Source organism: Pseudomonas ogarae, from assembly GCF_014268695.2.
Taxonomy (GTDB): Bacteria; Pseudomonadota; Gammaproteobacteria; order Pseudomonadales; family Pseudomonadaceae; genus Aquipseudomonas; species Aquipseudomonas kilonensis.
The window spans coordinates 4,502,938-4,521,323 of sequence record NZ_CP077086.1 but is presented as its reverse complement, the minus strand read 5'-3'; the positions used below and the strand labels follow the sequence as shown (position 1 = coordinate 4,521,323).

The window sequence follows — 18,386 nt, the reverse complement described above, 5'->3', positions numbered from 1 at the left end:
CGCTTCATAGGATTTTCGCAATGAGCAATAACGCGTCTTTCACGCCGCCCAGCCTGTTGCTCAGCACCATCGGGCTGTCGCTGGCGACGTTCATGCAAGTGCTCGACACCACCATTGCCAACGTCGCCTTGCCGACCATTTCCGGCAACCTGGGCGTGAGCTCGGAGCAGGGCACTTGGGTGATCACCTCGTTCGCGGTGAGCAACGCCATCGCCCTGCCGCTCACCGGCTGGCTGAGCCGGCGGTTTGGCGAGGTGAAGCTGTTTTTGTGGGCGACGATGCTGTTCGTGCTTGCTTCGTTCTTGTGTGGTATTTCCACCTCGATGCCGGAGCTGATTGGCTTTCGCGTGCTCCAGGGGCTGGTGGCCGGGCCGTTGTACCCGATGACCCAGACCTTGCTGATAGCCGTGTACCCGCCGGCCAGGCGCGGCATGGCCCTGGCGTTGCTGGCGATGGTCACGGTGGTGGCGCCGATTGCCGGGCCGATCCTCGGTGGCTGGATCACCGACAGCTACAGCTGGCCGTGGATTTTCTTCATTAACGTGCCCATCGGCCTCTTCGCGACGCTCGTGGTGAAACAGCAGCTCAAGGCGCGGCCGGTGGTCACCAGCCATCAACCAATGGACTACGTGGGGCTGATCACGCTGATCATCGGGGTCGGCGCGCTCCAGGTGATCCTCGACAAAGGCAACGACCTGGACTGGTTCGAATCGAACTTCATCATCATCGGTGCGCTGATTTCGATCATTGCCCTGGCGGTGTTCGTGATCTGGGAAATGACCGACCGTCATCCGGTGGTCAATCTTCGGCTGTTCGCCTATCGCAACTTTCGCATCGGCACCATTGTGCTGGTGGGGGGCTACGCCGGGTTCTTCGGCATCAACCTGATCCTGCCGCAGTGGTTGCAGACACAGATGGGCTACACCGCCACCTGGGCCGGGCTGGCGGTGGCGCCCATCGGTATCCTGCCGGTGCTGATGTCGCCTTTCGTCGGCAAGTACGCCCACCGGTTCGACCTGCGCGTGTTGGCCGGGCTGGCGTTCCTGGCCATCGGCCTGAGCTGCTTCATGCGCGCCGGGTTCACCAACGAGGTGGATTTCCAGCACATTGCGCTGGTGCAGTTGTTCATGGGCATCGGCGTGGCGCTGTTCTTCATGCCGACCCTGAGCATCCTGATGTCGGACCTGCCGCCGCACCAAATTGCCGACGGCGCGGGGCTGGCGACGTTCCTGCGGACCCTGGGCGGCAGCTTTGCCGCGTCCCTGACCACCTGGATCTGGATCCGCCGGGCCGACCAACATCACGCCTACTTGAGTGAAAGCATCAGCACCTTCGAGCCGGCCACCCGCGAGGCACTCAACCAGCTCGGCGGCGCGAGTGCCCCGGCCTATGCCCAGCTCGACCAGATCCTCAACAGCCAGGCGTACATGCTCTCCACCGTGGATTACTTCACGCTGCTGGGGTGGGCATTCATGGGGTTGATCGTGCTGGTGTGGCTGGCGAAGCCGCCGTTTGCGGCGAAGGCTGGGCCTGCATCGGCGGGGCATTGATCCACACACAAAACCCTGCGGGAGCGTACCTGTGGGAGCAAGGCTTGCCCGCGATGCAGGCGACATGGTTCAACTGCAAGACCGTGTCATCGTTCATCGCGAGCAAGCTTTGCTCCCACAGGCTCGCGCCCACAAAGGAGATCTGCGGGCTTTAGGTCCCTGGCAACGCCAACTGCGCATTACCAAACCCAAACGGCGCCAACGCAAAGCCCTGTTCGTCCACCTGCAACGCCCAGCCTTGCTTGTCCCAATCCCCCAGCACAATGCGCCGGGCGGCGTGTTCGCCCAGTTGCAACTTGTGGATGGCGGGACGATGGGTGTGGCCGTGGATCAAGGTCTTCACGCCGTATTGCTGCATGATCCGCGGGATCTCTTCGGGCGTGACGTCGACGATGTCATTGGCTTTCATGCGTGTCTGCGTGCGGCTTTCGCTGCGCAGTTTGCGCGCCAGTTTCTGGCGGCTGCCCAGCGGCAGGTGCCGCAGGATGAACAGCGTCACCGGATTGCGCAGCCAGCGCCGCAGCTTCATGTAGCCTTCGTCGCGGGTGCAGAGGCTGTCGCCGTGCATCAGCAGCACCGGCTCGCCGTTGAACTGCACGACACTCGGGTCCTTGAGCAGGGTGCAGCCGGCCGCTTTGCAAAAGGCCTGCCCCAGCATGAAGTCGCGATTGCCGTGCATCAGGAAGATGGCCGTGCCGCTGTCGCTCAATTCGCGCAGGGCCTGGCAGATGGAACGCTGGAACGGCGTCATGGCATCGTCGCCGATCCAGGCTTCGAAAAAGTCGCCCAGAATGTACAACGCTTGCGCCGAGCGGGCGCGTGTGGCGAGTAAATCCAGAAACGCCCGGGTGATGTCCGGGCGCTCCTCTTCCAGATGCAAGTCTGAAATCAGCAATATCACTCAACGATCTCGGCTTTCTCGATGATCACGTCTTCTGCCGGGACGTCCTGGTGGCCGGCCTTGGACGTGGTGGCGACGCCTTTGATCTTGTCGACCACGTCGGTGCCTTCGATCACTTCACCGAACACTGCATAGCCCCAACCCTGTACGGTCTTGGCGCTGTGGTTCAGGAAGCTGTTGTCCGCCACGTTGATGAAGAACTGCGCGGAGGCCGAATGCGGCTCCATGGTACGGGCCATGGCAACGCTGTACTTTTTGTTCGGCAGGCCGTTGTCGGCTTCGTTCTGGATGCTTGGGCGCTTGTCTTTCTTTTCCTTCATGCCTGGCTCGAAACCGCCGCCCTGGATCATGAAGTTGCCGATGACGCGGTGGAACACGGTGTTTTCGTAGTGGCCGGCGTTGACGTACTCGATGAAGTTGGCCACGGTCAGCGGCGCCTTCTCGGCATTCAGTTGCAGAACGATGTCACCGTGGTTGGTGGTCAGTTTGACTTTGCTCATGATCGGTACTCTTTCAAGGAATTCGTGGGTTTCGGGGCTTCACTGCCCGCAACCGGTCTGGCTGTAATCGGCCAGGCTGGGCAGTTTAGCGTGCCGGGCACGAATTTCGAGGCTGTTTTTCATCTGGCCGTCGATTAAATTCAATCGTTTGCCGGCCTGGCCTGTCAGGTGCTTGACAGCATCGGCTATGATACGGGCTTTGATTTATCAGGCCGCACCCGGCCGCGCACTTGTCTGTTCAAGGATCCTATGAGCAAGCCCACTGTCGACCCTACCTCGAATTCCAAGACCGGCCCGGCCGTGCCGGTCAACTTCCTGCGCCCGATCATCCAGGCGGACCTGGACTCGGGTAAGCACACACAGATCGTCACTCGCTTCCCACCAGAACCCAACGGCTACCTGCACATCGGCCATGCCAAGTCGATCTGCGTGAACTTCGGCCTGGCCCAGGAGTTCGGCGGCGTCACGCACCTGCGTTTCGACGACACCAACCCGGCCAAGGAAGACCAGGAATACATCGACGCGATCGAAAGCGACGTCAAGTGGCTGGGTTTCCAATGGTCCGGTGAGGTGCGCTACGCCTCGCAATATTTCGACCAGTTGCACGACTGGGCCGTGGAACTGATCAAGGCCGGCAACGCCTACGTGTGCGACCTGACCCCCGAGCAGGCCAAGGAATACCGTGGCAGCCTGACCGAGCCGGGCAAGAACAGCCCGTACCGTGACCGCAGCGTGGAAGAGAACCTGGACCTGTTCGCCCGCATGCGCGCCGGTGAGTTCCCGGACGGCGCACGGGTGCTGCGTGCCAAGATCGACATGGCTTCGCCGAACATGAACCTGCGCGACCCGATCATGTACCGCATCCGTCACGCCCATCACCACCAGACCGGCGACAAATGGTGCATCTACCCCAACTATGACTTCACCCACGGCCAGTCGGACGCCATCGAAGGCATCACACATTCGATCTGCACCCTGGAGTTCGAAAGCCATCGTCCGTTGTACGAGTGGTTCCTCGAGCACCTGCCGGTGCCGGCCACCCCGCGCCAGTACGAATTCAGCCGCCTGAACCTGAACTACACCATCACCAGCAAGCGCAAGCTCAAGCAACTGGTGGACGAGAAACACGTCAACGGCTGGGACGACCCGCGCATGTCGACGCTGTCGGGCTTCCGTCGTCGCGGCTACACGCCCAAGTCGATCCGCAATTTCTGCGAAATGGTCGGCACCAACCGTTCCGACGGCGTGGTGGACTTCGGCATGCTGGAATTCAGCATCCGTGACGACCTCGACCACAGCGCCCCGCGCGCCATGTGCGTGCTGCGTCCGCTGAAAGTCGTGATCACCAATTACCCGGAAGGCCAGGTCGAGAACCTCGAGCTGCCGCGCCACCCGAAAGAAGACATGGGCGTGCGCGTCCTGCCGTTCGCCCGGGAAATCTACATCGACCGTGACGACTTCATGGAAGAGCCGCCAAAAGGCTACAAGCGCCTGGAACCTGCCGGTGAAGTGCGCCTGCGTGGCAGCTACGTGATCCGCGCCGACGAGGCCATCAAGGACGCCGACGGCAACATCGTCGAACTGCGTTGCTCGTACGATCCCGACACCCTGGGCAAGAACCCGGAAGGTCGCAAGGTCAAGGGCGTGATCCACTGGGTGCCGGCCGCCGCCAGCGTCGAGTGCGAAGTGCGCCTGTACGATCGCCTGTTCCGTTCGCCGAACCCGGAAAAGGCCGAAGACAGCGCCAGCTTCCTGGACAACATCAACCCTGACTCCCTGCAAGTACTCACTGGTTGTCGTGCCGAGCCTTCGTTGGGCAACGCACAGCCGGAAGACCGTTTCCAGTTCGAGCGCGAAGGTTACTTCTGCGCGGATATCAAGGACTCGAAACCCGGTGCTCCGGTATTCAACCGTACCGTGACCTTGCGCGATTCCTGGGGTCAGTGATCAAGTCTTAAGGGAAACCCTGTGCTTACGATCTACAACACGCTCACCAAGAGCAAAGAAGTCTTCAAGCCGCTGGATGGCAACAAGGTCCGCATGTACGTCTGCGGCATGACCGTGTACGACTACTGCCACATTGGTCATGGTCGCAGCATGGTCGCCTTCGACCTGGTGACCCGCTGGCTGCGGTTCAGCGGTTATGACCTGACCTACGTGCGCAACATCACCGACATCGAAGACAAGATCATCAACCGTGCCCGCGAAAACGGCGAGCCTTACGATGCGCTGACCGAGCGCATGATCAAGGCCATGCACGAGGATGAGGCGCGCCTCAATATCCTCAAGCCGGACCTGGAGCCCCGTGCCACGGATCACATCCCTGGCATGCTGAGCATGATCCAGACCTTGATCGACAAGGGCTACGCCTACGCACCGGGCAATGGCGACGTGTACTACCGCGTCGCCAAGTTCATGGGCTACGGCAAGCTGTCGCGCAAGAAGATCGAAGACCTGCGCATCGGCGCGCGTATCGAAGTCGACGAGTCGAAACAGGACCCGCTGGACTTCGTGCTGTGGAAAGCCGCCAAGCCGGGTGAGCCGAGCTGGGAGTCGCCGTGGGGCGCCGGGCGTCCGGGCTGGCACATCGAATGCTCGGTGATGTCCACCTGCTGCCTGGGCGAGACCTTCGACATTCATGGCGGCGGCAGCGACCTGGAGTTCCCGCACCACGAAAACGAAATCGCCCAGAGCGAAGCGGCCACCGGCAAGACCTACGCCAACGCGTGGATGCATTGCGGCATGATCCGGATCAATGGCGAGAAGATGTCCAAGTCCTTGAACAACTTCTTCACCATCCGCGACGTGCTCGACAAGTACCACCCGGAAGTCGTGCGTTACCTGCTGGTGTCGAGCCACTACCGCAGCGCCATCAACTACTCGGAAGACAACCTCAAGGATGCCAAGGGTGCCCTGGAGCGTTTCTATCACGCGTTGAAGGGCCTGCCGAGCGTGCCTGCCGCCGGTGGCGAAGCGTTCGTGGCGCGTTTCACCGAAGTGATGAACGACGACTTCGGCACGCCGGAAGCGTGTGCGGTGCTGTTCGAAATGGTGCGTGAGATCAACCGCCTGCGTGAGAGCGATCTCAATGCGGCGGCCGGTCTGGCGGCCCGCCTGAAAGAACTGGCCAGCGTACTGGGTGTGTTGCAGCTCGAAGCTGATGACTTCCTGCAGGCCGGTGCCGAAGGCCGCGTGGACGCCGCCGAAGTCGAGGCGTTGATCCAGGCGCGCCTGACTGCGCGCGCCAACAAGGATTGGGCCGAATCCGACCGCATCCGCGACCAGCTCACCGCCATGGGTGTGGTGCTGGAAGATGGGAAGGGCGGCACGACCTGGCGTCTGGCGGACTAAGATCTTCTAAAGCTCGCCGTACCCCTGTGGGAGCGAGCTTGCTCGCGATAGCGGAATGTCAGGCAACATTGTTGTCGACTGATACACCGCCATCGCGAGCAAGCTCGCTCCCACATTTTTTTGTGGCCAGCCTGGCAATCATTGTTTTATGAGCTAGTACTGTCAGGTCGATTCGACGTTCTCTCTGACAGGGTTCTTCCATGTTGGCTCATTGGTCGCTTGCGGCAATTCATCTGCTGGCGTTCGCCCTCGGGTTCTGGGCGGTGCTGGCGCGCGGCACGGCGCTGCGGCGCCTGGCGGGCGGTGTGGACGCGGTTCGGGGTGTCTTGATCGCTGACAACGTGTGGGGCCTGTCGGCGCTGGTGCTGTTGGTGACCGGTGGGATGCGTGCGTTCGGTGGGTACGAAAAAGGCACGGACTATTACCTGCACCAACCGCTGTTTCACCTGAAGATGACCTTGCTCCTGCTGATCCTGTTGCTTGAGGTCGCGCCAATGATCGCCCTGATCAAATGGCGGATGGCGCTGGGCAAAGGGGCTGCGATCGATCCTTCGAAAGCCGGCCGGTTTGCACGGATCAGCCACATCGAAGCCTTGCTGCTGATCTTGATGGTGGTCGCCGCCACGGGCATGGCGCGCGGTGTGAGCCTGGGTTGACCGACCGCGAACGCCTGCTTCGTCATCATTAAAACGAAACGTCTGACAGCCATGCTAAGCGCCATGTCATTAGTATCGGTTCAACGGGTTGGACGAAAAAGGAGGGGCGGGCAGGGTGATGCACGGTCGACCGGAATCTTTAGCCAGCCATTGCGGCGATGCAAACGGGCTGGCTACGGACTGCAGCAAGGCTCAGGGAGTTTGCGGCTTATCGGGGGCAGTGAGGCCCGCCTGAATACGCTGGTAAATCTCTTCGCGATGCACCGCAACGTTTTTCGGGGCGTTGATGCCGATCCGGACCTGTTGGCCGCTTACGCCCAGAATGGTGATCGTGATGTCGTCACCAATGTTTATGCTTTCACCGACTTTGCGGGTGAGTATCAGCATGGTGTTCTCCTTGATTGCTTTATAGGGCACCTGATTCAGACAGTGCAGATGTCGGTACTGCTTATAGATTAGTGCTAAGTGTCACAATGTGGGTGCCTCTTTCTGACGTGCAGATGCTGCATTAATTCCCAGGGTGCGACTATACAGAGACGCCGGGCAGGATTCTCGTGTTTTGAGCATTGTTTGCGGCGATCTTGACGGTCACGGGTGCTAAAATCCGTGCCTCATGTCTTCCGGGGGAAACGTTGTGCGCAAATTGGCTTGGGTTATCGCGGTATTGGTGCTGGCAGGATGCGGTGAAGGGCGTGACGTCGAAGCATCGAAACCCAAGCCCGTAGCGACCTCCGCACCGGCCGCCGCTGCCGCCCCGCAGTGGGCCGTCGAGGTTCGCGGCGAGACGCCGCAAGCAGTCAGCGACCTGACCGGTTGGCTCATCGAACACAGCTTCATGTCGAACGTGGTGCGGGAAAACGGCAAGGTGCGCGTCCTGGTCGGTCCTTTCAGTTCCAAGGCCGAGGCCGAAGCCAAGCAGGAACAGGTGACGGCTGCCCTGGTCCGGGCGAAAAAACGTAACATCGAGACGTTGGTGGTGGATTACCCGACGGCCCAGTAATCGGGCAGCACAAACAAGTCAGTCAAGCCACAAAACCTGTGGGAGCGAGCTTGCTCGCGATAGCGGTGGATCAGCCAATGTTGATGTTGACTGACATGCCCCTATCGCGAGCAAGCTCGCTCCCACAGTTTCATAAATGCGAGGTCAGCCGCAGGCCTTCAAATTTACCGGCCCCACGAACTCGTTCCCGCGCCCCATGACGCACGCCACGCTCTGGTTGCGCTGACGTTCCCAGCTTTCGACCGGGTAGGTCTTGTCCCAGGCTTCATACAAGCGCCGGTCCTGTTTCGAGAGGCGCAGGCCATATTGCTTGCTCATGTAGAAATAGGTCCGGGCGATCATTCCCCGGATAGAAGGGCGGGGCATGACCTTCTTGGCCTTGAAATCCACCTGGGTCAGGCATGAGCCGTATTGGCCCTTTTGTTCCGGCAGCCAGCCGAAACTGAAATTGCTCCGATCACCATTCACTTCCCCGATGCTCGGCACCAGGTTATGCAGGTCGGCCTCGGCCCGTTGATAGACCGGATCATGGCGGGTGCAGTTCTTGCGACCGCCTTGTTGCCAGCATTGACGCTGATGGCCGATCTGCCACGCCGGGACAATATGTTCCCATTCAATACGGGCGGCACGGCTGGCATTCTTGCGCGGTACATAACCGCAGGCGGCCAGGTTCACGCGATTGCCGGTGTATTTGCAGCCACAGTAGAACTCGGTGGATTGCGGTGCGTAGAGTTTCCAGGCGACTTTCTTGGCTTCGTTGAAGGTGCGCGGTGCACCGGCCTGTGCGCCGATGGCGATAAACACAAGCAATAAAGCTAAACAGCGAACACTCATCAGGCTCAATCTTCCTTCGGCACAACCCAGAAAACCTGCACACCACCATCGTCGCGATAGGCGAGGGTCACGTTGTCGTTCTCGTCGATTTCTTCCAGGAGGCGCTCCCACTCATCCACCGGCTCGTCGGGAAGGCGGAAAATCAGGGCTGCCTTGGCTTTTTGCGCAGTGGGGGCGTTGATGATTTTCGAGACCCGCAGGCCGAGTCGCGTATAGGAATCTAAGGGGGTAGTTGCAGCGGAGGGCGTGGCCACAGGGTTATCCTTATTAAGCTGTACGTGCATACAGTATTTAACCGTAGGCGTTTACGCAACTACTTAAAATTCAAGAAAATCGTCTGACAGCGCTTTTTTCGTTTTGGTGTAGGAGAAAGGAATTTTTTATTGTCTGGAATAAACGGGTGGCTCAACCGCCCTGGCCTGTGACGGATTTGCGCGAACGCTAAAGAAATGGGCTCGGCGGGCGATGCCCTGCATAGGAATCCCCTCCATGGAGTTTTGATATGTCGTTTTCTGTCGGCTTTCCCAATGCGGCGGCCGTGACCATCGGCGGTCAGTCCGCAGCGACCCTGAAGGCCTTGAACGAGGCGGGTACCGAGGCCGCCAATGGGACCCTGGGCGAAACACCAACACCCGGCAAGGTCCGTACGGGTACGGGCGCTGAAGCGACCGATCAGGCGCAAGAGAGCGGCAGCACCCAGAGCATTGCCGTCCAGGTATTGCTCAAGCGGATGCAAGAGCTTCAGCAGCAGATGCGGGAGCAGCAACAACAACTGGCCGCTGCGCAGTCGCGGGACTATCCGACGCCGGAAGCCAAGACCTCGGCGGTCATGGCGCTCCAGGGACAGATCGCCGACACCAGTGGCGCGTTGCTGGAGGTCACCGGCCACTTGGTCACGGAGCTGGCAAAGGGCGCCAGTTCAGGTACGGTGGTCAATACGACGGTCTGAACGGCGACGTTGCGGATGAAATCGCAACGTTGACAAATCCCCGAAGCCTTACCATAGTTCACTTCACGCAAACGTTTGCGCGGCGTTCCGTGCATTGATTTGCTCACAATAATCATAAGATCGGAGTGAACCCATGAAGTTGCCATTCGCTGGACGCCTTCTCGCTGTTGCCATGCTCGCGGCCGCATCCGCTGCGCTGCCTATCTCCTCGGCATTCGCCCAGACCGCAGAAAAACCCAAGGTCGCCCTGGTCATGAAATCCCTGGCCAACGAGTTCTTCCTGACCATGGAAGACGGCGCCAAGGCGTATCAGAAGGAACACTCCGCCGATTTCGACCTGATCTCCAACGGGATCAAGGATGAAACCGACACCGCCAACCAGATCCGCATCGTCGAGCAGATGATCGTATCCAAGGTCGATGCCCTGATCATCGCACCAGCGGATTCCAAGGCCATGGTGCCGGTGATCAAGAAAGCCGTCGACGCTGGCATCACCGTGATCAACATCGATAACCAGCTCGATCCGGCCGTGGTCAAGAGCAAGAACATCACCGTGCCGTTCGTAGGCCCGGACAACCGCAAGGGTGCGCGCCTGGTGGGCGAGTACCTGGCCAAGCAGCTCAAGGCCGGTGACGAAGTCGGCATCATCGAAGGCGTGTCCACCACCACCAATGCCCAGGCACGCACCGCGGGCTTCAAGGATGCGATGGAAGCGGCGCAGGTCAAGGTCGTTTCCCTGCAATCGGGTGACTGGGAAATCAACAAGGGCAACCAGGTTGCCGCGTCGATGCTCAGCGAATACCCGAACATCAAGGCACTGCTGGCCGGTAACGACAGCATGGCGGTCGGCGCCGTGTCGGCCGTGCGCGCGGCGGGCAAGGCGGGCAAGGTGCAGGTGGTCGGCTACGACAACATCAATGCCATCAAGCCGATGCTCAAGGATGGTCGTGTCCTGGCGACGGCCGACCAGTTCGCCGCCAAACAGGCCGTGTTCGGCATCGAGACGGCCTTGAAGATGCTCAAGGGCGAAAAAGTCGACAGCGGCACCAACGGCGTTATCGAAACTCCGGTCGAGCTGGTGACCAAGTAGTTATCCTGGCGACACAACGGTGCTCGCCCATCCGGGCGAGCGCATTGGAGAGTTTGTTATGTCCGTTCGCGACCCGAACGCTGTCCTGTGCGTCAGCGGTATCGGCAAGACCTATGCCCAGCCGGTACTGACCGATATCAACCTGACGTTGATGCGCGGTGAAGTGCTGGCGCTGACCGGTGAAAATGGCGCCGGCAAAAGCACCTTGTCCAAGATCATCGGCGGGCTGGTGACGCCGACGACCGGGCAGATGCAATTTCAAGGTCAGGATTATCGCCCTGGCAGCCGGACCCAGGCTGAAGAGCTGGGCGTGCGCATGGTGATGCAGGAACTCAACCTGCTGCCGACCCTTTCCGTGGCTGAAAACCTGTTTCTCGACAACCTGCCCAGCCACGGCGGCTGGATCAGTCGCAAGCAATTGCGCAAGGCGGCCATCGAGGCCATGGCCCAGGTGGGGCTCGATGCCATCGATCCCGACACGCTGGTCGGCGAGCTGGGGATCGGTCACCAGCAGATGGTCGAGATCGCCCGCAACCTGATTGGCGATTGCCATGTGCTGATTCTCGATGAGCCGACCGCCATGCTGACGGCCCGCGAAGTCGAGATGCTCTTTGAACAGATCACTCGCCTGCAGGCACGCGGCGTGTCGATCATCTACATTTCCCATCGCCTCGAAGAACTGGCGCGGGTCGCCCAGCGCATTGCCGTACTGCGTGATGGCAACCTGGTCTGCGTCGAGCCGATGGCTAACTACGACAGCGAGCAACTGGTGACCCTGATGGTCGGCAGGGAGCTGGGCGAGCATATCGACCTGGGTCCACGCCAGATGGGCGCGCCAGCGCTGACCGTTAAAGGCCTGACACGCTCCGACAAGGTCCGCGACGTGTCCTTTGAAGTGCGCAGTGGCGAGATATTCGGTATCTCCGGTCTGATCGGGGCAGGGCGCACTGAACTGTTGCGGCTGATCTTCGGTGCCGATACCGCTGACAGTGGCACGGTGGCGCTGGGTTCGCCGGCCCAGGTCGTGAGCATTCGCTCCCCCTCGGATGCGGTAGCCCATGGCATTGCGTTGATCACCGAAGACCGCAAGGGCGAAGGCCTGCTGCTGACCCAGTCCATCGCCGCCAACATTGCCCTGGGCAACATGCCGGAGATCTCCAGCGCCGGCCTGGTCAATGGCAGCGCCGAACTGGCCTTGGCGCAGCGGCAGGTCGATGCCATGCGTATCCGCAGCTCCAGCCCGACCCAGTTGGTGTCCGAGCTGTCGGGCGGCAACCAGCAGAAAGTCGTGATCGGGCGTTGGCTCGAACGCGATTGCGCGGTCATGTTGTTCGATGAGCCGACCCGTGGCATCGACGTCGGCGCCAAATTCGACATTTATGCGCTGCTCGGCGAGCTGACTCGCCAGGGCAAGGCGCTGGTCGTGGTGTCCAGTGACCTGCGGGAGCTGATGTTGATCTGTGACCGGATCGGCGTGCTGTCCGCCGGACGCCTGATCGACACCTTCGAGCGCGACAGTTGGACCCAGGATGACTTGCTTGCCGCCGCATTCGCCGGCTACCAGAAACGTGATGCGTTGCTCAACGAAGCAGCGCCTAGGGATTTTTCATGAAAACCGCATCTGCCGTCGGCAAATCGAGTGGCAATTTCTATGGCCTCGGGACCTACCTGGGCCTGGCTGGCGCGCTGCTGGCCATGATCGCGCTGTTCTCGACCCTGAGCAGCCATTTTTTGTCCTATGACACCTTCAGCACCTTGGCCAACCAGATACCGGATCTCATGGTGCTGGCGGTCGGCATGACGTTCATCCTGATCATCGGTGGCATCGACCTGTCGGTGGGGTCGGTGCTGGCACTTGCCGCATCGACGGTCAGCGTGGCCGTGCTTGGCTGGGGCTGGAGCGTCTGGCCATCGGCCTTGCTCGGCATGGCCGTGGCGGCGCTGGCGGGTACGGTCACCGGTTCGATTACCGTGGCGTGGCGGATTCCATCGTTCATCGTCTCCCTCGGCGTGCTGGAGATGGCCCGGGGCCTGGCGTACCAGATGACCGGCTCGCGGACTGCCTACATCGGCGACACGTTCGCCTGGCTGTCCAACCCCATCGCCTTTGGTATCTCGCCTTCGTTCATCATCGCCTTGCTGGTGATCTTCATTGCCCAGGCGGTGCTGACCCGTACGGTGTTCGGCCGCTACCTGATCGGCATCGGCACCAATGAAGAAGCCGTGCGCCTGGCCGGCATCAATCCAAAGCCCTACAAGATCCTGGTGTTCAGTCTGATGGGCTTGCTGGCCGGTGTGGCCGCGCTGTTCCAGATTTCGCGCCTGGAGGCGGCGGATCCGAACGCCGGTTCAGGGCTTGAACTGCAGGTCATCGCTGCCGTGGTCATCGGCGGCACCAGCCTGATGGGTGGCCGCGGTTCGGTCATCAGCACCTTCTTTGGCGTGCTGATCATCTCCGTGCTGGCGGCGGGCCTGGCGCAGATCGGCGCCACTGAGCCGACCAAGCGCATCATTACCGGTGCGGTGATCGTGGTGGCGGTCGTGCTCGATACCTATCGCAGCCAGCGCGCCAGTCGGCGGGGCTGAACCATGGCGACTATCAAGGATGTAGCAGCGCTCGCCGGAATTTCCTACACCACCGTGTCCCACGTGGTGAACAAGACGCGGCCGGTCAGCGAGGAAGTGCGGCTCAAGGTCGAGGCGGCCATCGAGCGCCTGGACTACGTGCCCAGCGCCGTGGCCCGCTCGCTCAAGGCCAAGACCACGGCGACCATCGGCCTGCTGGTGCCCAACAGCCTCAACCCTTACTTTGCCGAGTTGGCCCGGGGTATCGAGGATTATTGTGAGCGCAACGGCTATTGCGTGATCCTGTGCAACTCCGACGACAACCCGGACAAGCAGCGCAGCTACCTGCGGGTGCTGCTGGAAAAACGCATTGATGGCCTGATCTTCGCGTCCGCCGGCGGCGATGTCGGCCTGGCCGAGGGGCTGTCCAACGTACGCACGCCCATGGTGATTGTCGACCGTGGGCTCGACGGCGTCGACGCAGACCTGGTGCGCATCGATCATGAATACGGCGCCTACCTGGCGACCCGGCACCTGTTGGAGCTGGGTCATCGCGATATCGCCTTTATCGGTGGCCCGGCCGATACCAGCGTGGCGCAGATGCGTCTGGCCGGTTACTGCCGTGCGCTGAAAGAGGCCGGGATCGAGCTGCCCGTCGGGCGCATGCTCGAGAGCGATTTCACCAGTACCGGTGGCTACCGCGCCGCCGCGCAACTGCTTGAACAGCAACCGCCGAGTGCGATTTTTGCGGCCAACGACATGATCGGTATCGGTGTGCTGCGCGCCGCGGCTGAACGCAACGTGCGCGTGCCCAGCGAACTGTCGGTCATCGGTTTCGATGACATCCAGATGAGCCGGTATGTCTACCCGGCGTTGACCACGGTCGGGCAGTCGATCCTGCAGCTCGGCGAGATGGCGGCCGAAGTGCTGCTGCGACGAATTGCGACGCCGGGCCTTGCCACCGAGCAGCGGATCGTGACACCAAGTATTGTCCTGCGAGAGTCGACTGCACCGCTGTCCGGTACATTCGCCCAATACCGCTGAACCGAATTGATGAGTAGTGATGTATGCCAGCAAAAGTAGTGGTAATAGGCAGCCTGAACATGGACCTGGTGACCCGGGCGCCGCGTCTGCCGCGCGGTGGTGAAACACTGATCGGCAAGTCGTTCTCCACCATTCCGGGCGGCAAGGGTGCCAACCAGGCGGTGGCCGCCGCGCGCCTGGGGGCGCAGGTATCGATGGTCGGTTGCGTGGGCAATGATGCCTACGGCGAACAGTTGCGTGGCGGGCTGTTGGCCGAGGGCATCGACTGCCAGGCGGTCAGCGTGGTGGAGGGGGCCAGTGGCGTGGCGCTGATCGTCGTCGACGACAACAGCCAGAATGCGATCGTTATCGTTGCCGGTGCCAACGGTGCGCTCACCGCCGAGGTCCTGGACAGTGTCGATGAAGTGCTGCAAAGCGCCGATGTCATTATCTGCCAGCTCGAAGTGCCGGATGCCACCGTCGGCCACGCCCTCAAGCGCGCTCGTGAGTTGGGCAAAATCGTCATCCTCAACCCGGCGCCAGCCTCCCGGACATTGCCGGCCGACTGGTACGCCTGCATCGACTACCTGATTCCCAATGAAAGCGAAGCAGCGGTCTTGAGCGAACTGGCGGTGGATTCCCTGGAAACCGCCGAAGCCGCCGCGGCGCATCTGATCGCCGCCGGCGCCGGCAAGGTGATCGTGACCCTGGGCGCCCAGGGGTTGATGTTCGCCAACGGTGCCAGCTTCGAACACTTCCCGGCCCTGCGGGTCAAGGCAGTGGACACCACGGCGGCCGGAGACACCTTTGTCGGCGGTTTCGCGGCAGCCCTGGCCAGCGGCAAAAGCGAGGTCGACGCGATTCGTTTCGGCCAGGCCGCCGCCGCGCTGTCGGTCACCCGCGCGGGCGCGCAGCCTTCGATCCCCACGTTGCTGGAAGTACAGGCTTTCAAATCATGAAAAAGACGCCGTTGTTGAATGTGGCACTGTCACGACTGATCGCTTCCCTGGGCCATGGCGACAAGGTGGTCATCGGTGATGCCGGCCTGCCCGTGCCGCCCCAGGTCGAATTGATCGACCTGGCCCTGACCCATGGCATTCCTGACTTTGTCAGTACCTTAAAGGTGGTGCTCAGCGAAATGCAGGTGGAAAGCCATGTCCTGGCCGAGGAGATCCTCGAAAAACCACCGTCGGCGCTGACGACCCTGGAGGCGCTGCATGCCGAGGGTGCGCTGGGGGAGCGGGTGCTGGTCAGCCACGAACAATTCAAGATCATCAGCCGACAGGCGCGGGCGATCATTCGCACAGGCGAGTGCTCTCCGTACTGCAATATCGTGCTGGTCGCTGGAGTGACGTTCTAATCCTGTTCAACCCTGCACAAGGAGTGCGCCATGCACCGCTATGCTCAGAAAATGCATCAACTGTTCCGGAGTCTGCTGCTTTTGTCATTGATCACCGCTACGAGCGCCCAGGCGGCGGAAAAGATCGACCTGATCATCGACACCGACCCAGGGGCCGATGACGTGGTGGCGTTGTTGTTCGCCCTGGCGTCGCCCGAGGAGCTGCATATCCGTGCGCTGACCACCGTTGCCGGCAATGTGCGCCTGGACAAGACCTCGCGCAACGCTCGCCTGGCGCGGGAATGGGCAGGGCGCGAAGACGTGCCCGTGTATGCCGGGGCGCCGAAACCGTTGATGCGCACGCCGATCTACGCGGAAAACATCCATGGCAAGGAAGGCCTGTCGGGTGTCACCGTGCACGAGCCGAAAAAGGGCTTGGCCGAAGGCAATGCCGTCAACTACCTGATCGACACCCTCAAGGCGGCCAAGCCCCACAGCATCACCATCGCCATGCTGGGTCCACAGACCAACCTGGCCTTGGCGCTGGTGCAGGAGCCCGACATCGTCCAGGGCATCAAGGAAGTGGTGATCATGGGCGGTGCACATTTCAACGGCGGCAATATCACGCCGGTGGCTGAATTCAATCTGTTCGCCGACCCGCAGGCGGCCGAGGTAGTGGCCAAGAGCGGCGTGAAGCTGACATACCTGCCGCTGGACGTGACCCACAAGATCCTCACCAGCGAAGCGCGCCTGAAGCAGATCGCGGCGCTGAACAACAATGCCAGCAAGCTGGTGGGCGATATCCTCAACGAATACGTCAAGGGCGACATGGAGCATTACGGCATGACCGGTGGGCCGGTGCATGACGCGACGGTGATTGCCTACCTGCTCAAGCCGCAGTTGTTCACTGGCCGTTCGGTCAATGTCGTGGTGGACAGTCGCGAGGGCCCGACGTTCGGGCAGACCATCGTCGACTGGTACGACGGCCTGAAAGCGCCGAAGAACGCGTTCTGGGTGGAAAACGGTGATGCCCAGGGCTTCTTCGACCTGCTGACCGAGCGCCTGGCGCGCCTCAAGTAATCTGCCTGGCTGTGCGCCCGCAGGCTGGCCTGCGGGTGCGTGAGCATCAGTCCACGGCGTCGGCGGTGCTTGGGTAGCGTTCGAATGCCTGCTGGATGAAGTTGCGGGCGACCTCCGTCCCCAGTTCCCTCACCAGCAATTCTATGCCGATGATTGCCAGTTCCTCGGGGCTGCCGGGGCTATAGGAGCTATGGCCCTCCGACCATTTGGCATTGATGGTGGCTTCGATGCTGACGGTGCTCATGGTAGGGCTCGCGAGTTGGAGGGCTGTAAGTGGAGTTAAGCATTTTTGCCCCCGGTTTGGCACTGCGACTTAGGCATTGGGGGAGGGCTGTGCGACACTCTTTTTTTTTGTTTTTAGAGGAGCCCCGCCGTGCAGATCGATTTGAACGCTCCGGAGGGCCTGACCCTCGAGGCGGTTCGTCAATTGCTGGCCTCGGCCAGTGATGACGAACATACCCAGCTGCGCGTGACCAAGGGCGGTATCGCCTATTTGTCCTCGGGTGTGGTCGGTGGCGCTGACATCGATGGTTTGCTGTTTCGGCTCGAAACCTGGGCGAAGGGCTCGGGATACGTCGGGCGGGTCGCTGCCAGCGACGAGGTCTGGGTCATGCAGATCTACAATGCGCTGAAGGATAACTGGCCGAATCCCCCGTTCGATTACATCGATGTTTATTGAGCGGTGTTCATATCCGGTCACGATTCAGCGCTGAACAGCGCTGGCGGCTCAGGCAAACTGCCGGTTTTCCGGGTGAGCCAGGCCGATGGCGGCGGTGTTGAAACCAAGCGCCGTTTGGGTTGTCGCACGCTCTCTGTTTATTTATCGAAAAAAGGAGGCTTCATGCCTTGGAAGCTCGCGTCACTGAGTACTCTGCTGGCCGCCGTGGTCTTGAGCGGTTGCAGCAGCACCTCCGAGTCGACCCCCGATCCCGTGGCGACCGAGACCGGTCATAGCCGCTGCGAAGCCCAGGCGGCCGAGTTCGCCATTGGCAAGCAGGCCTCGCCGCAATTGCTGGAGCAGGCCCGTACCCGTGCCGGCGCGCAGAATGCGCGGATTCTCAGGCCCAACGACATGGTGACGCTTGAGTACCGCTCCGACCGCCTGAACCTCATTACCGATGCCAATCTGGTGGTCAACCGGGTGAACTGCGGCTGATTGGCGGTTTTCAATCGCCCATAAAAAACCCCGTCACATGGACGGGGTTTTTTTAGTGCGCCGAGAAATTACTCTGGGCGAACCTGTGCAGCTTGCATACCCTTTTGGCCTTTCTCAGCCACGAAGGAAACGGTCTGGCCTTCTTTCAGGCTTTTGAAACCGTCGCTTTCGATAGCTTTGAAGTGTACGAACAGGTCGTCACCGCCACCTTGAGGAGTGATGAAGCCGAAGCCTTTTTCATCGTTGAACCATTTAACGGTGCCGGTTTGGCGATTAGACATGGTGTATCTCCAAGAAACATATATTTTCAGTGTACTGTGCTGCTCAGGCCAACTGGGCACACCCGGGTATCATAGTCGAAATGTTCGATTTGGGACCCCCCCAGACGCGCT

The 18,386-nt window shown here is 60.9% G+C and carries 22 protein-coding genes; 15 read left to right on the top strand and 7 right to left on the bottom strand.

Features of this window, described 5'->3' with window-relative positions; all coding sequences use genetic code 11:
* The first annotated feature begins 20 nt into the window (after nucleotides 1–20).
* The gene (locus tag HU749_RS19740) at nucleotides 21–1,550 is read left to right on the top strand and encodes a DHA2 family efflux MFS transporter permease subunit (protein ID WP_046064598.1); all 1,530 of its coding nucleotides are present in this window, start codon (nucleotides 21–23) and stop codon (nucleotides 1,548–1,550) included.
* Nucleotides 1,551–1,701: 151 nt separating this feature from the next.
* On the opposite strand, the gene HU749_RS19735 is transcribed toward HU749_RS19740, so the two are convergent.
* Together HU749_RS19735 and HU749_RS19730 are read right to left on the bottom strand one after the other, a co-directional pair.
* Nucleotides 1,702–2,451, bottom strand: coding sequence for a UDP-2,3-diacylglucosamine diphosphatase (locus HU749_RS19735; RefSeq protein ID WP_095962805.1), 750 nt, complete (start codon nucleotides 2,449–2,451; stop codon nucleotides 1,702–1,704).
* Nucleotides 2,448–2,951, bottom strand: a complete 504-nt coding sequence (locus tag HU749_RS19730) for a peptidylprolyl isomerase (protein WP_014337533.1) — start codon at nucleotides 2,949–2,951, stop codon at nucleotides 2,448–2,450. The genes HU749_RS19735 and HU749_RS19730 overlap by 4 nt, the downstream gene beginning before the upstream one ends.
* A 249-nt stretch (nucleotides 2,952–3,200) precedes the next feature.
* Between HU749_RS19730 and HU749_RS19725 the strand changes: the two genes are divergently transcribed.
* The 3 genes from HU749_RS19725 (at nucleotide 3,201) to HU749_RS19715 (ending at nucleotide 6,958) form a co-directional block, all read left to right on the top strand.
* On the top strand, nucleotides 3,201–4,898 hold the full coding sequence (locus HU749_RS19725; RefSeq protein WP_079304581.1) for a glutamine--tRNA ligase/YqeY domain fusion protein: 1,698 nt from the start codon (nucleotides 3,201–3,203) through the stop codon (nucleotides 4,896–4,898).
* A gap of 21 nt (nucleotides 4,899–4,919) precedes the next feature.
* Nucleotides 4,920–6,302, top strand: coding sequence for a cysteine--tRNA ligase (gene cysS, locus HU749_RS19720; protein WP_079304579.1), 1,383 nt, complete (start codon nucleotides 4,920–4,922; stop codon nucleotides 6,300–6,302).
* Between the two features lie 200 nt (nucleotides 6,303–6,502).
* Nucleotides 6,503–6,958 carry a DUF2214 family protein gene (locus HU749_RS19715; protein ID WP_095962806.1) on the top strand — a complete coding sequence of 152 codons (456 nt, stop codon included), beginning with the start codon at nucleotides 6,503–6,505 and terminating at the stop codon, nucleotides 6,956–6,958.
* Between the two features lie 192 nt (nucleotides 6,959–7,150).
* On the opposite strand, the gene csrA is transcribed toward HU749_RS19715, so the two are convergent.
* On the bottom strand, nucleotides 7,151–7,345 hold the full coding sequence (gene csrA, locus HU749_RS19710; protein WP_003179932.1) for a carbon storage regulator CsrA: 195 nt from the start codon (nucleotides 7,343–7,345) through the stop codon (nucleotides 7,151–7,153).
* Between the two features lie 247 nt (nucleotides 7,346–7,592).
* Here csrA and HU749_RS19705 point away from each other — a divergent pair, with 247 nt between their 5' ends.
* A complete protein-coding gene (locus tag HU749_RS19705) occupies nucleotides 7,593–7,958 on the top strand; it encodes an SPOR domain-containing protein (protein WP_014337537.1) in 366 nt (121 codons plus the stop codon).
* Nucleotides 7,959–8,102: 144 nt separating this feature from the next.
* Here HU749_RS19705 and HU749_RS19700 read toward each other — a convergent pair whose 3' ends face one another.
* Nucleotides 8,103–8,792 (bottom strand): endonuclease, encoded by a 690-nt coding sequence (locus tag HU749_RS19700; RefSeq protein WP_095962808.1) that lies wholly within the window; start codon nucleotides 8,790–8,792, stop codon nucleotides 8,103–8,105.
* Between the two features lie 5 nt (nucleotides 8,793–8,797).
* Complete coding sequence (locus HU749_RS19695) at nucleotides 8,798–9,076, bottom strand: DUF1654 domain-containing protein (RefSeq protein WP_079304573.1); 279 nt, start codon at nucleotides 9,074–9,076, stop codon at nucleotides 8,798–8,800.
* Nucleotides 9,077–9,294: 218 nt separating this feature from the next.
* On the opposite strand from HU749_RS19695, the gene HU749_RS19690 reads away from it, so the two are divergent.
* The 8 genes from HU749_RS19690 (at nucleotide 9,295) to HU749_RS19655 (ending at nucleotide 16,838) form a co-directional block, all read left to right on the top strand.
* Complete coding sequence (locus HU749_RS19690; RefSeq protein WP_186651510.1) at nucleotides 9,295–9,741, top strand: hypothetical protein; 447 nt, start codon at nucleotides 9,295–9,297, stop codon at nucleotides 9,739–9,741.
* A gap of 133 nt (nucleotides 9,742–9,874) precedes the next feature.
* Nucleotides 9,875–10,831, top strand: a complete 957-nt coding sequence (locus HU749_RS19685; protein WP_046064605.1) for a sugar ABC transporter substrate-binding protein — start codon at nucleotides 9,875–9,877, stop codon at nucleotides 10,829–10,831.
* A gap of 58 nt (nucleotides 10,832–10,889) precedes the next feature.
* On the top strand, nucleotides 10,890–12,443 hold the full coding sequence (locus tag HU749_RS19680) for a sugar ABC transporter ATP-binding protein (RefSeq protein ID WP_186651508.1): 1,554 nt from the start codon (nucleotides 10,890–10,892) through the stop codon (nucleotides 12,441–12,443).
* Complete coding sequence (locus HU749_RS19675) at nucleotides 12,440–13,417, top strand: ABC transporter permease (protein ID WP_186651506.1); 978 nt, start codon at nucleotides 12,440–12,442, stop codon at nucleotides 13,415–13,417. Before HU749_RS19680 ends, HU749_RS19675 begins: the two co-directional genes overlap by 4 nt.
* Nucleotides 13,418–13,420: 3 nt before the next feature.
* A complete protein-coding gene (locus HU749_RS19670; protein ID WP_014337544.1) occupies nucleotides 13,421–14,440 on the top strand; it encodes a LacI family DNA-binding transcriptional regulator in 1,020 nt (339 codons plus the stop codon).
* A gap of 23 nt (nucleotides 14,441–14,463) precedes the next feature.
* A complete protein-coding gene (rbsK, locus tag HU749_RS19665) occupies nucleotides 14,464–15,378 on the top strand; it encodes a ribokinase (RefSeq protein ID WP_095962810.1) in 915 nt (304 codons plus the stop codon).
* Nucleotides 15,375–15,779: a D-ribose pyranase gene (gene rbsD, locus HU749_RS19660; RefSeq protein ID WP_186651504.1), complete on the top strand. Its 405-nt coding sequence runs from the start codon at nucleotides 15,375–15,377 to the stop codon at nucleotides 15,777–15,779. The genes rbsK and rbsD overlap by 4 nt, the downstream gene beginning before the upstream one ends.
* 30 nt (nucleotides 15,780–15,809) lie before the next feature.
* The gene (locus HU749_RS19655; RefSeq protein ID WP_186651502.1) at nucleotides 15,810–16,838 is read left to right on the top strand and encodes a nucleoside hydrolase; all 1,029 of its coding nucleotides are present in this window, start codon (nucleotides 15,810–15,812) and stop codon (nucleotides 16,836–16,838) included.
* A gap of 46 nt (nucleotides 16,839–16,884) precedes the next feature.
* Here the strand turns inward: HU749_RS19655 and HU749_RS19650 are convergent, their stop codons facing one another.
* Nucleotides 16,885–17,082 carry a hypothetical protein gene (locus HU749_RS19650; protein ID WP_079304563.1) on the bottom strand — a complete coding sequence of 66 codons (198 nt, stop codon included), beginning with the start codon at nucleotides 17,080–17,082 and terminating at the stop codon, nucleotides 16,885–16,887.
* A 129-nt stretch (nucleotides 17,083–17,211) separates the two neighbouring features.
* On the opposite strand from HU749_RS19650, the gene HU749_RS19645 reads away from it, so the two are divergent.
* Both HU749_RS19645 and HU749_RS19640 read left to right on the top strand, forming a co-directional pair.
* Complete coding sequence (locus tag HU749_RS19645) at nucleotides 17,212–17,517, top strand: hypothetical protein (protein WP_186651500.1); 306 nt, start codon at nucleotides 17,212–17,214, stop codon at nucleotides 17,515–17,517.
* Nucleotides 17,518–17,679: 162 nt separating this feature from the next.
* Nucleotides 17,680–17,994 carry an I78 family peptidase inhibitor gene (locus tag HU749_RS19640; RefSeq protein WP_186651498.1) on the top strand — a complete coding sequence of 105 codons (315 nt, stop codon included), beginning with the start codon at nucleotides 17,680–17,682 and terminating at the stop codon, nucleotides 17,992–17,994.
* Between the two features lie 68 nt (nucleotides 17,995–18,062).
* On the opposite strand, the gene HU749_RS19635 is transcribed toward HU749_RS19640, so the two are convergent.
* Complete coding sequence (locus HU749_RS19635) at nucleotides 18,063–18,275, bottom strand: cold-shock protein (RefSeq protein WP_003179963.1); 213 nt, start codon at nucleotides 18,273–18,275, stop codon at nucleotides 18,063–18,065.
* Between the last annotated feature and the right edge of the window lie 111 nt (nucleotides 18,276–18,386).

Excerpts from the sequence above, each read along its gene's own strand:
- HU749_RS19740 (WP_046064598.1), top strand. The coding sequence starts at position 21 with ATGAGCAATAACGCGTCTTTCACGCCGCCCAGCCTGTTGCTCAGCACC.
- HU749_RS19730 (WP_014337533.1), bottom strand. The coding sequence starts at position 2,951 with ATGAGCAAAGTCAAACTGACCACCAACCACGGTGACATCGTTCTGCAA.
- HU749_RS19725 (WP_079304581.1), top strand. The coding sequence starts at position 3,201 with ATGAGCAAGCCCACTGTCGACCCTACCTCGAATTCCAAGACCGGCCCG.
- HU749_RS19715 (WP_095962806.1), top strand. The coding sequence starts at position 6,503 with ATGTTGGCTCATTGGTCGCTTGCGGCAATTCATCTGCTGGCGTTCGCC.
- csrA (WP_003179932.1), bottom strand. The coding sequence starts at position 7,345 with ATGCTGATACTCACCCGCAAAGTCGGTGAAAGCATAAACATTGGTGAC.
- HU749_RS19700 (WP_095962808.1), bottom strand. The coding sequence starts at position 8,792 with ATGAGTGTTCGCTGTTTAGCTTTATTGCTTGTGTTTATCGCCATCGGC.
- HU749_RS19695 (WP_079304573.1), bottom strand. The coding sequence starts at position 9,076 with ATGCACGTACAGCTTAATAAGGATAACCCTGTGGCCACGCCCTCCGCT.
- HU749_RS19690 (WP_186651510.1), top strand. The coding sequence starts at position 9,295 with ATGTCGTTTTCTGTCGGCTTTCCCAATGCGGCGGCCGTGACCATCGGC.
- HU749_RS19685 (WP_046064605.1), top strand. The coding sequence starts at position 9,875 with ATGAAGTTGCCATTCGCTGGACGCCTTCTCGCTGTTGCCATGCTCGCG.
- HU749_RS19680 (WP_186651508.1), top strand. The coding sequence starts at position 10,890 with ATGTCCGTTCGCGACCCGAACGCTGTCCTGTGCGTCAGCGGTATCGGC.
- HU749_RS19675 (WP_186651506.1), top strand. The coding sequence starts at position 12,440 with ATGAAAACCGCATCTGCCGTCGGCAAATCGAGTGGCAATTTCTATGGC.
- HU749_RS19670 (WP_014337544.1), top strand. The coding sequence starts at position 13,421 with ATGGCGACTATCAAGGATGTAGCAGCGCTCGCCGGAATTTCCTACACC.
- rbsK (WP_095962810.1), top strand. The coding sequence starts at position 14,464 with ATGCCAGCAAAAGTAGTGGTAATAGGCAGCCTGAACATGGACCTGGTG.
- rbsD (WP_186651504.1), top strand. The coding sequence starts at position 15,375 with ATGAAAAAGACGCCGTTGTTGAATGTGGCACTGTCACGACTGATCGCT.
- HU749_RS19655 (WP_186651502.1), top strand. The coding sequence starts at position 15,810 with ATGCACCGCTATGCTCAGAAAATGCATCAACTGTTCCGGAGTCTGCTG.
- HU749_RS19650 (WP_079304563.1), bottom strand. The coding sequence starts at position 17,082 with ATGAGCACCGTCAGCATCGAAGCCACCATCAATGCCAAATGGTCGGAG.
- HU749_RS19640 (WP_186651498.1), top strand. The coding sequence starts at position 17,680 with ATGCCTTGGAAGCTCGCGTCACTGAGTACTCTGCTGGCCGCCGTGGTC.
- HU749_RS19635 (WP_003179963.1), bottom strand. The coding sequence starts at position 18,275 with ATGTCTAATCGCCAAACCGGCACCGTTAAATGGTTCAACGATGAAAAA.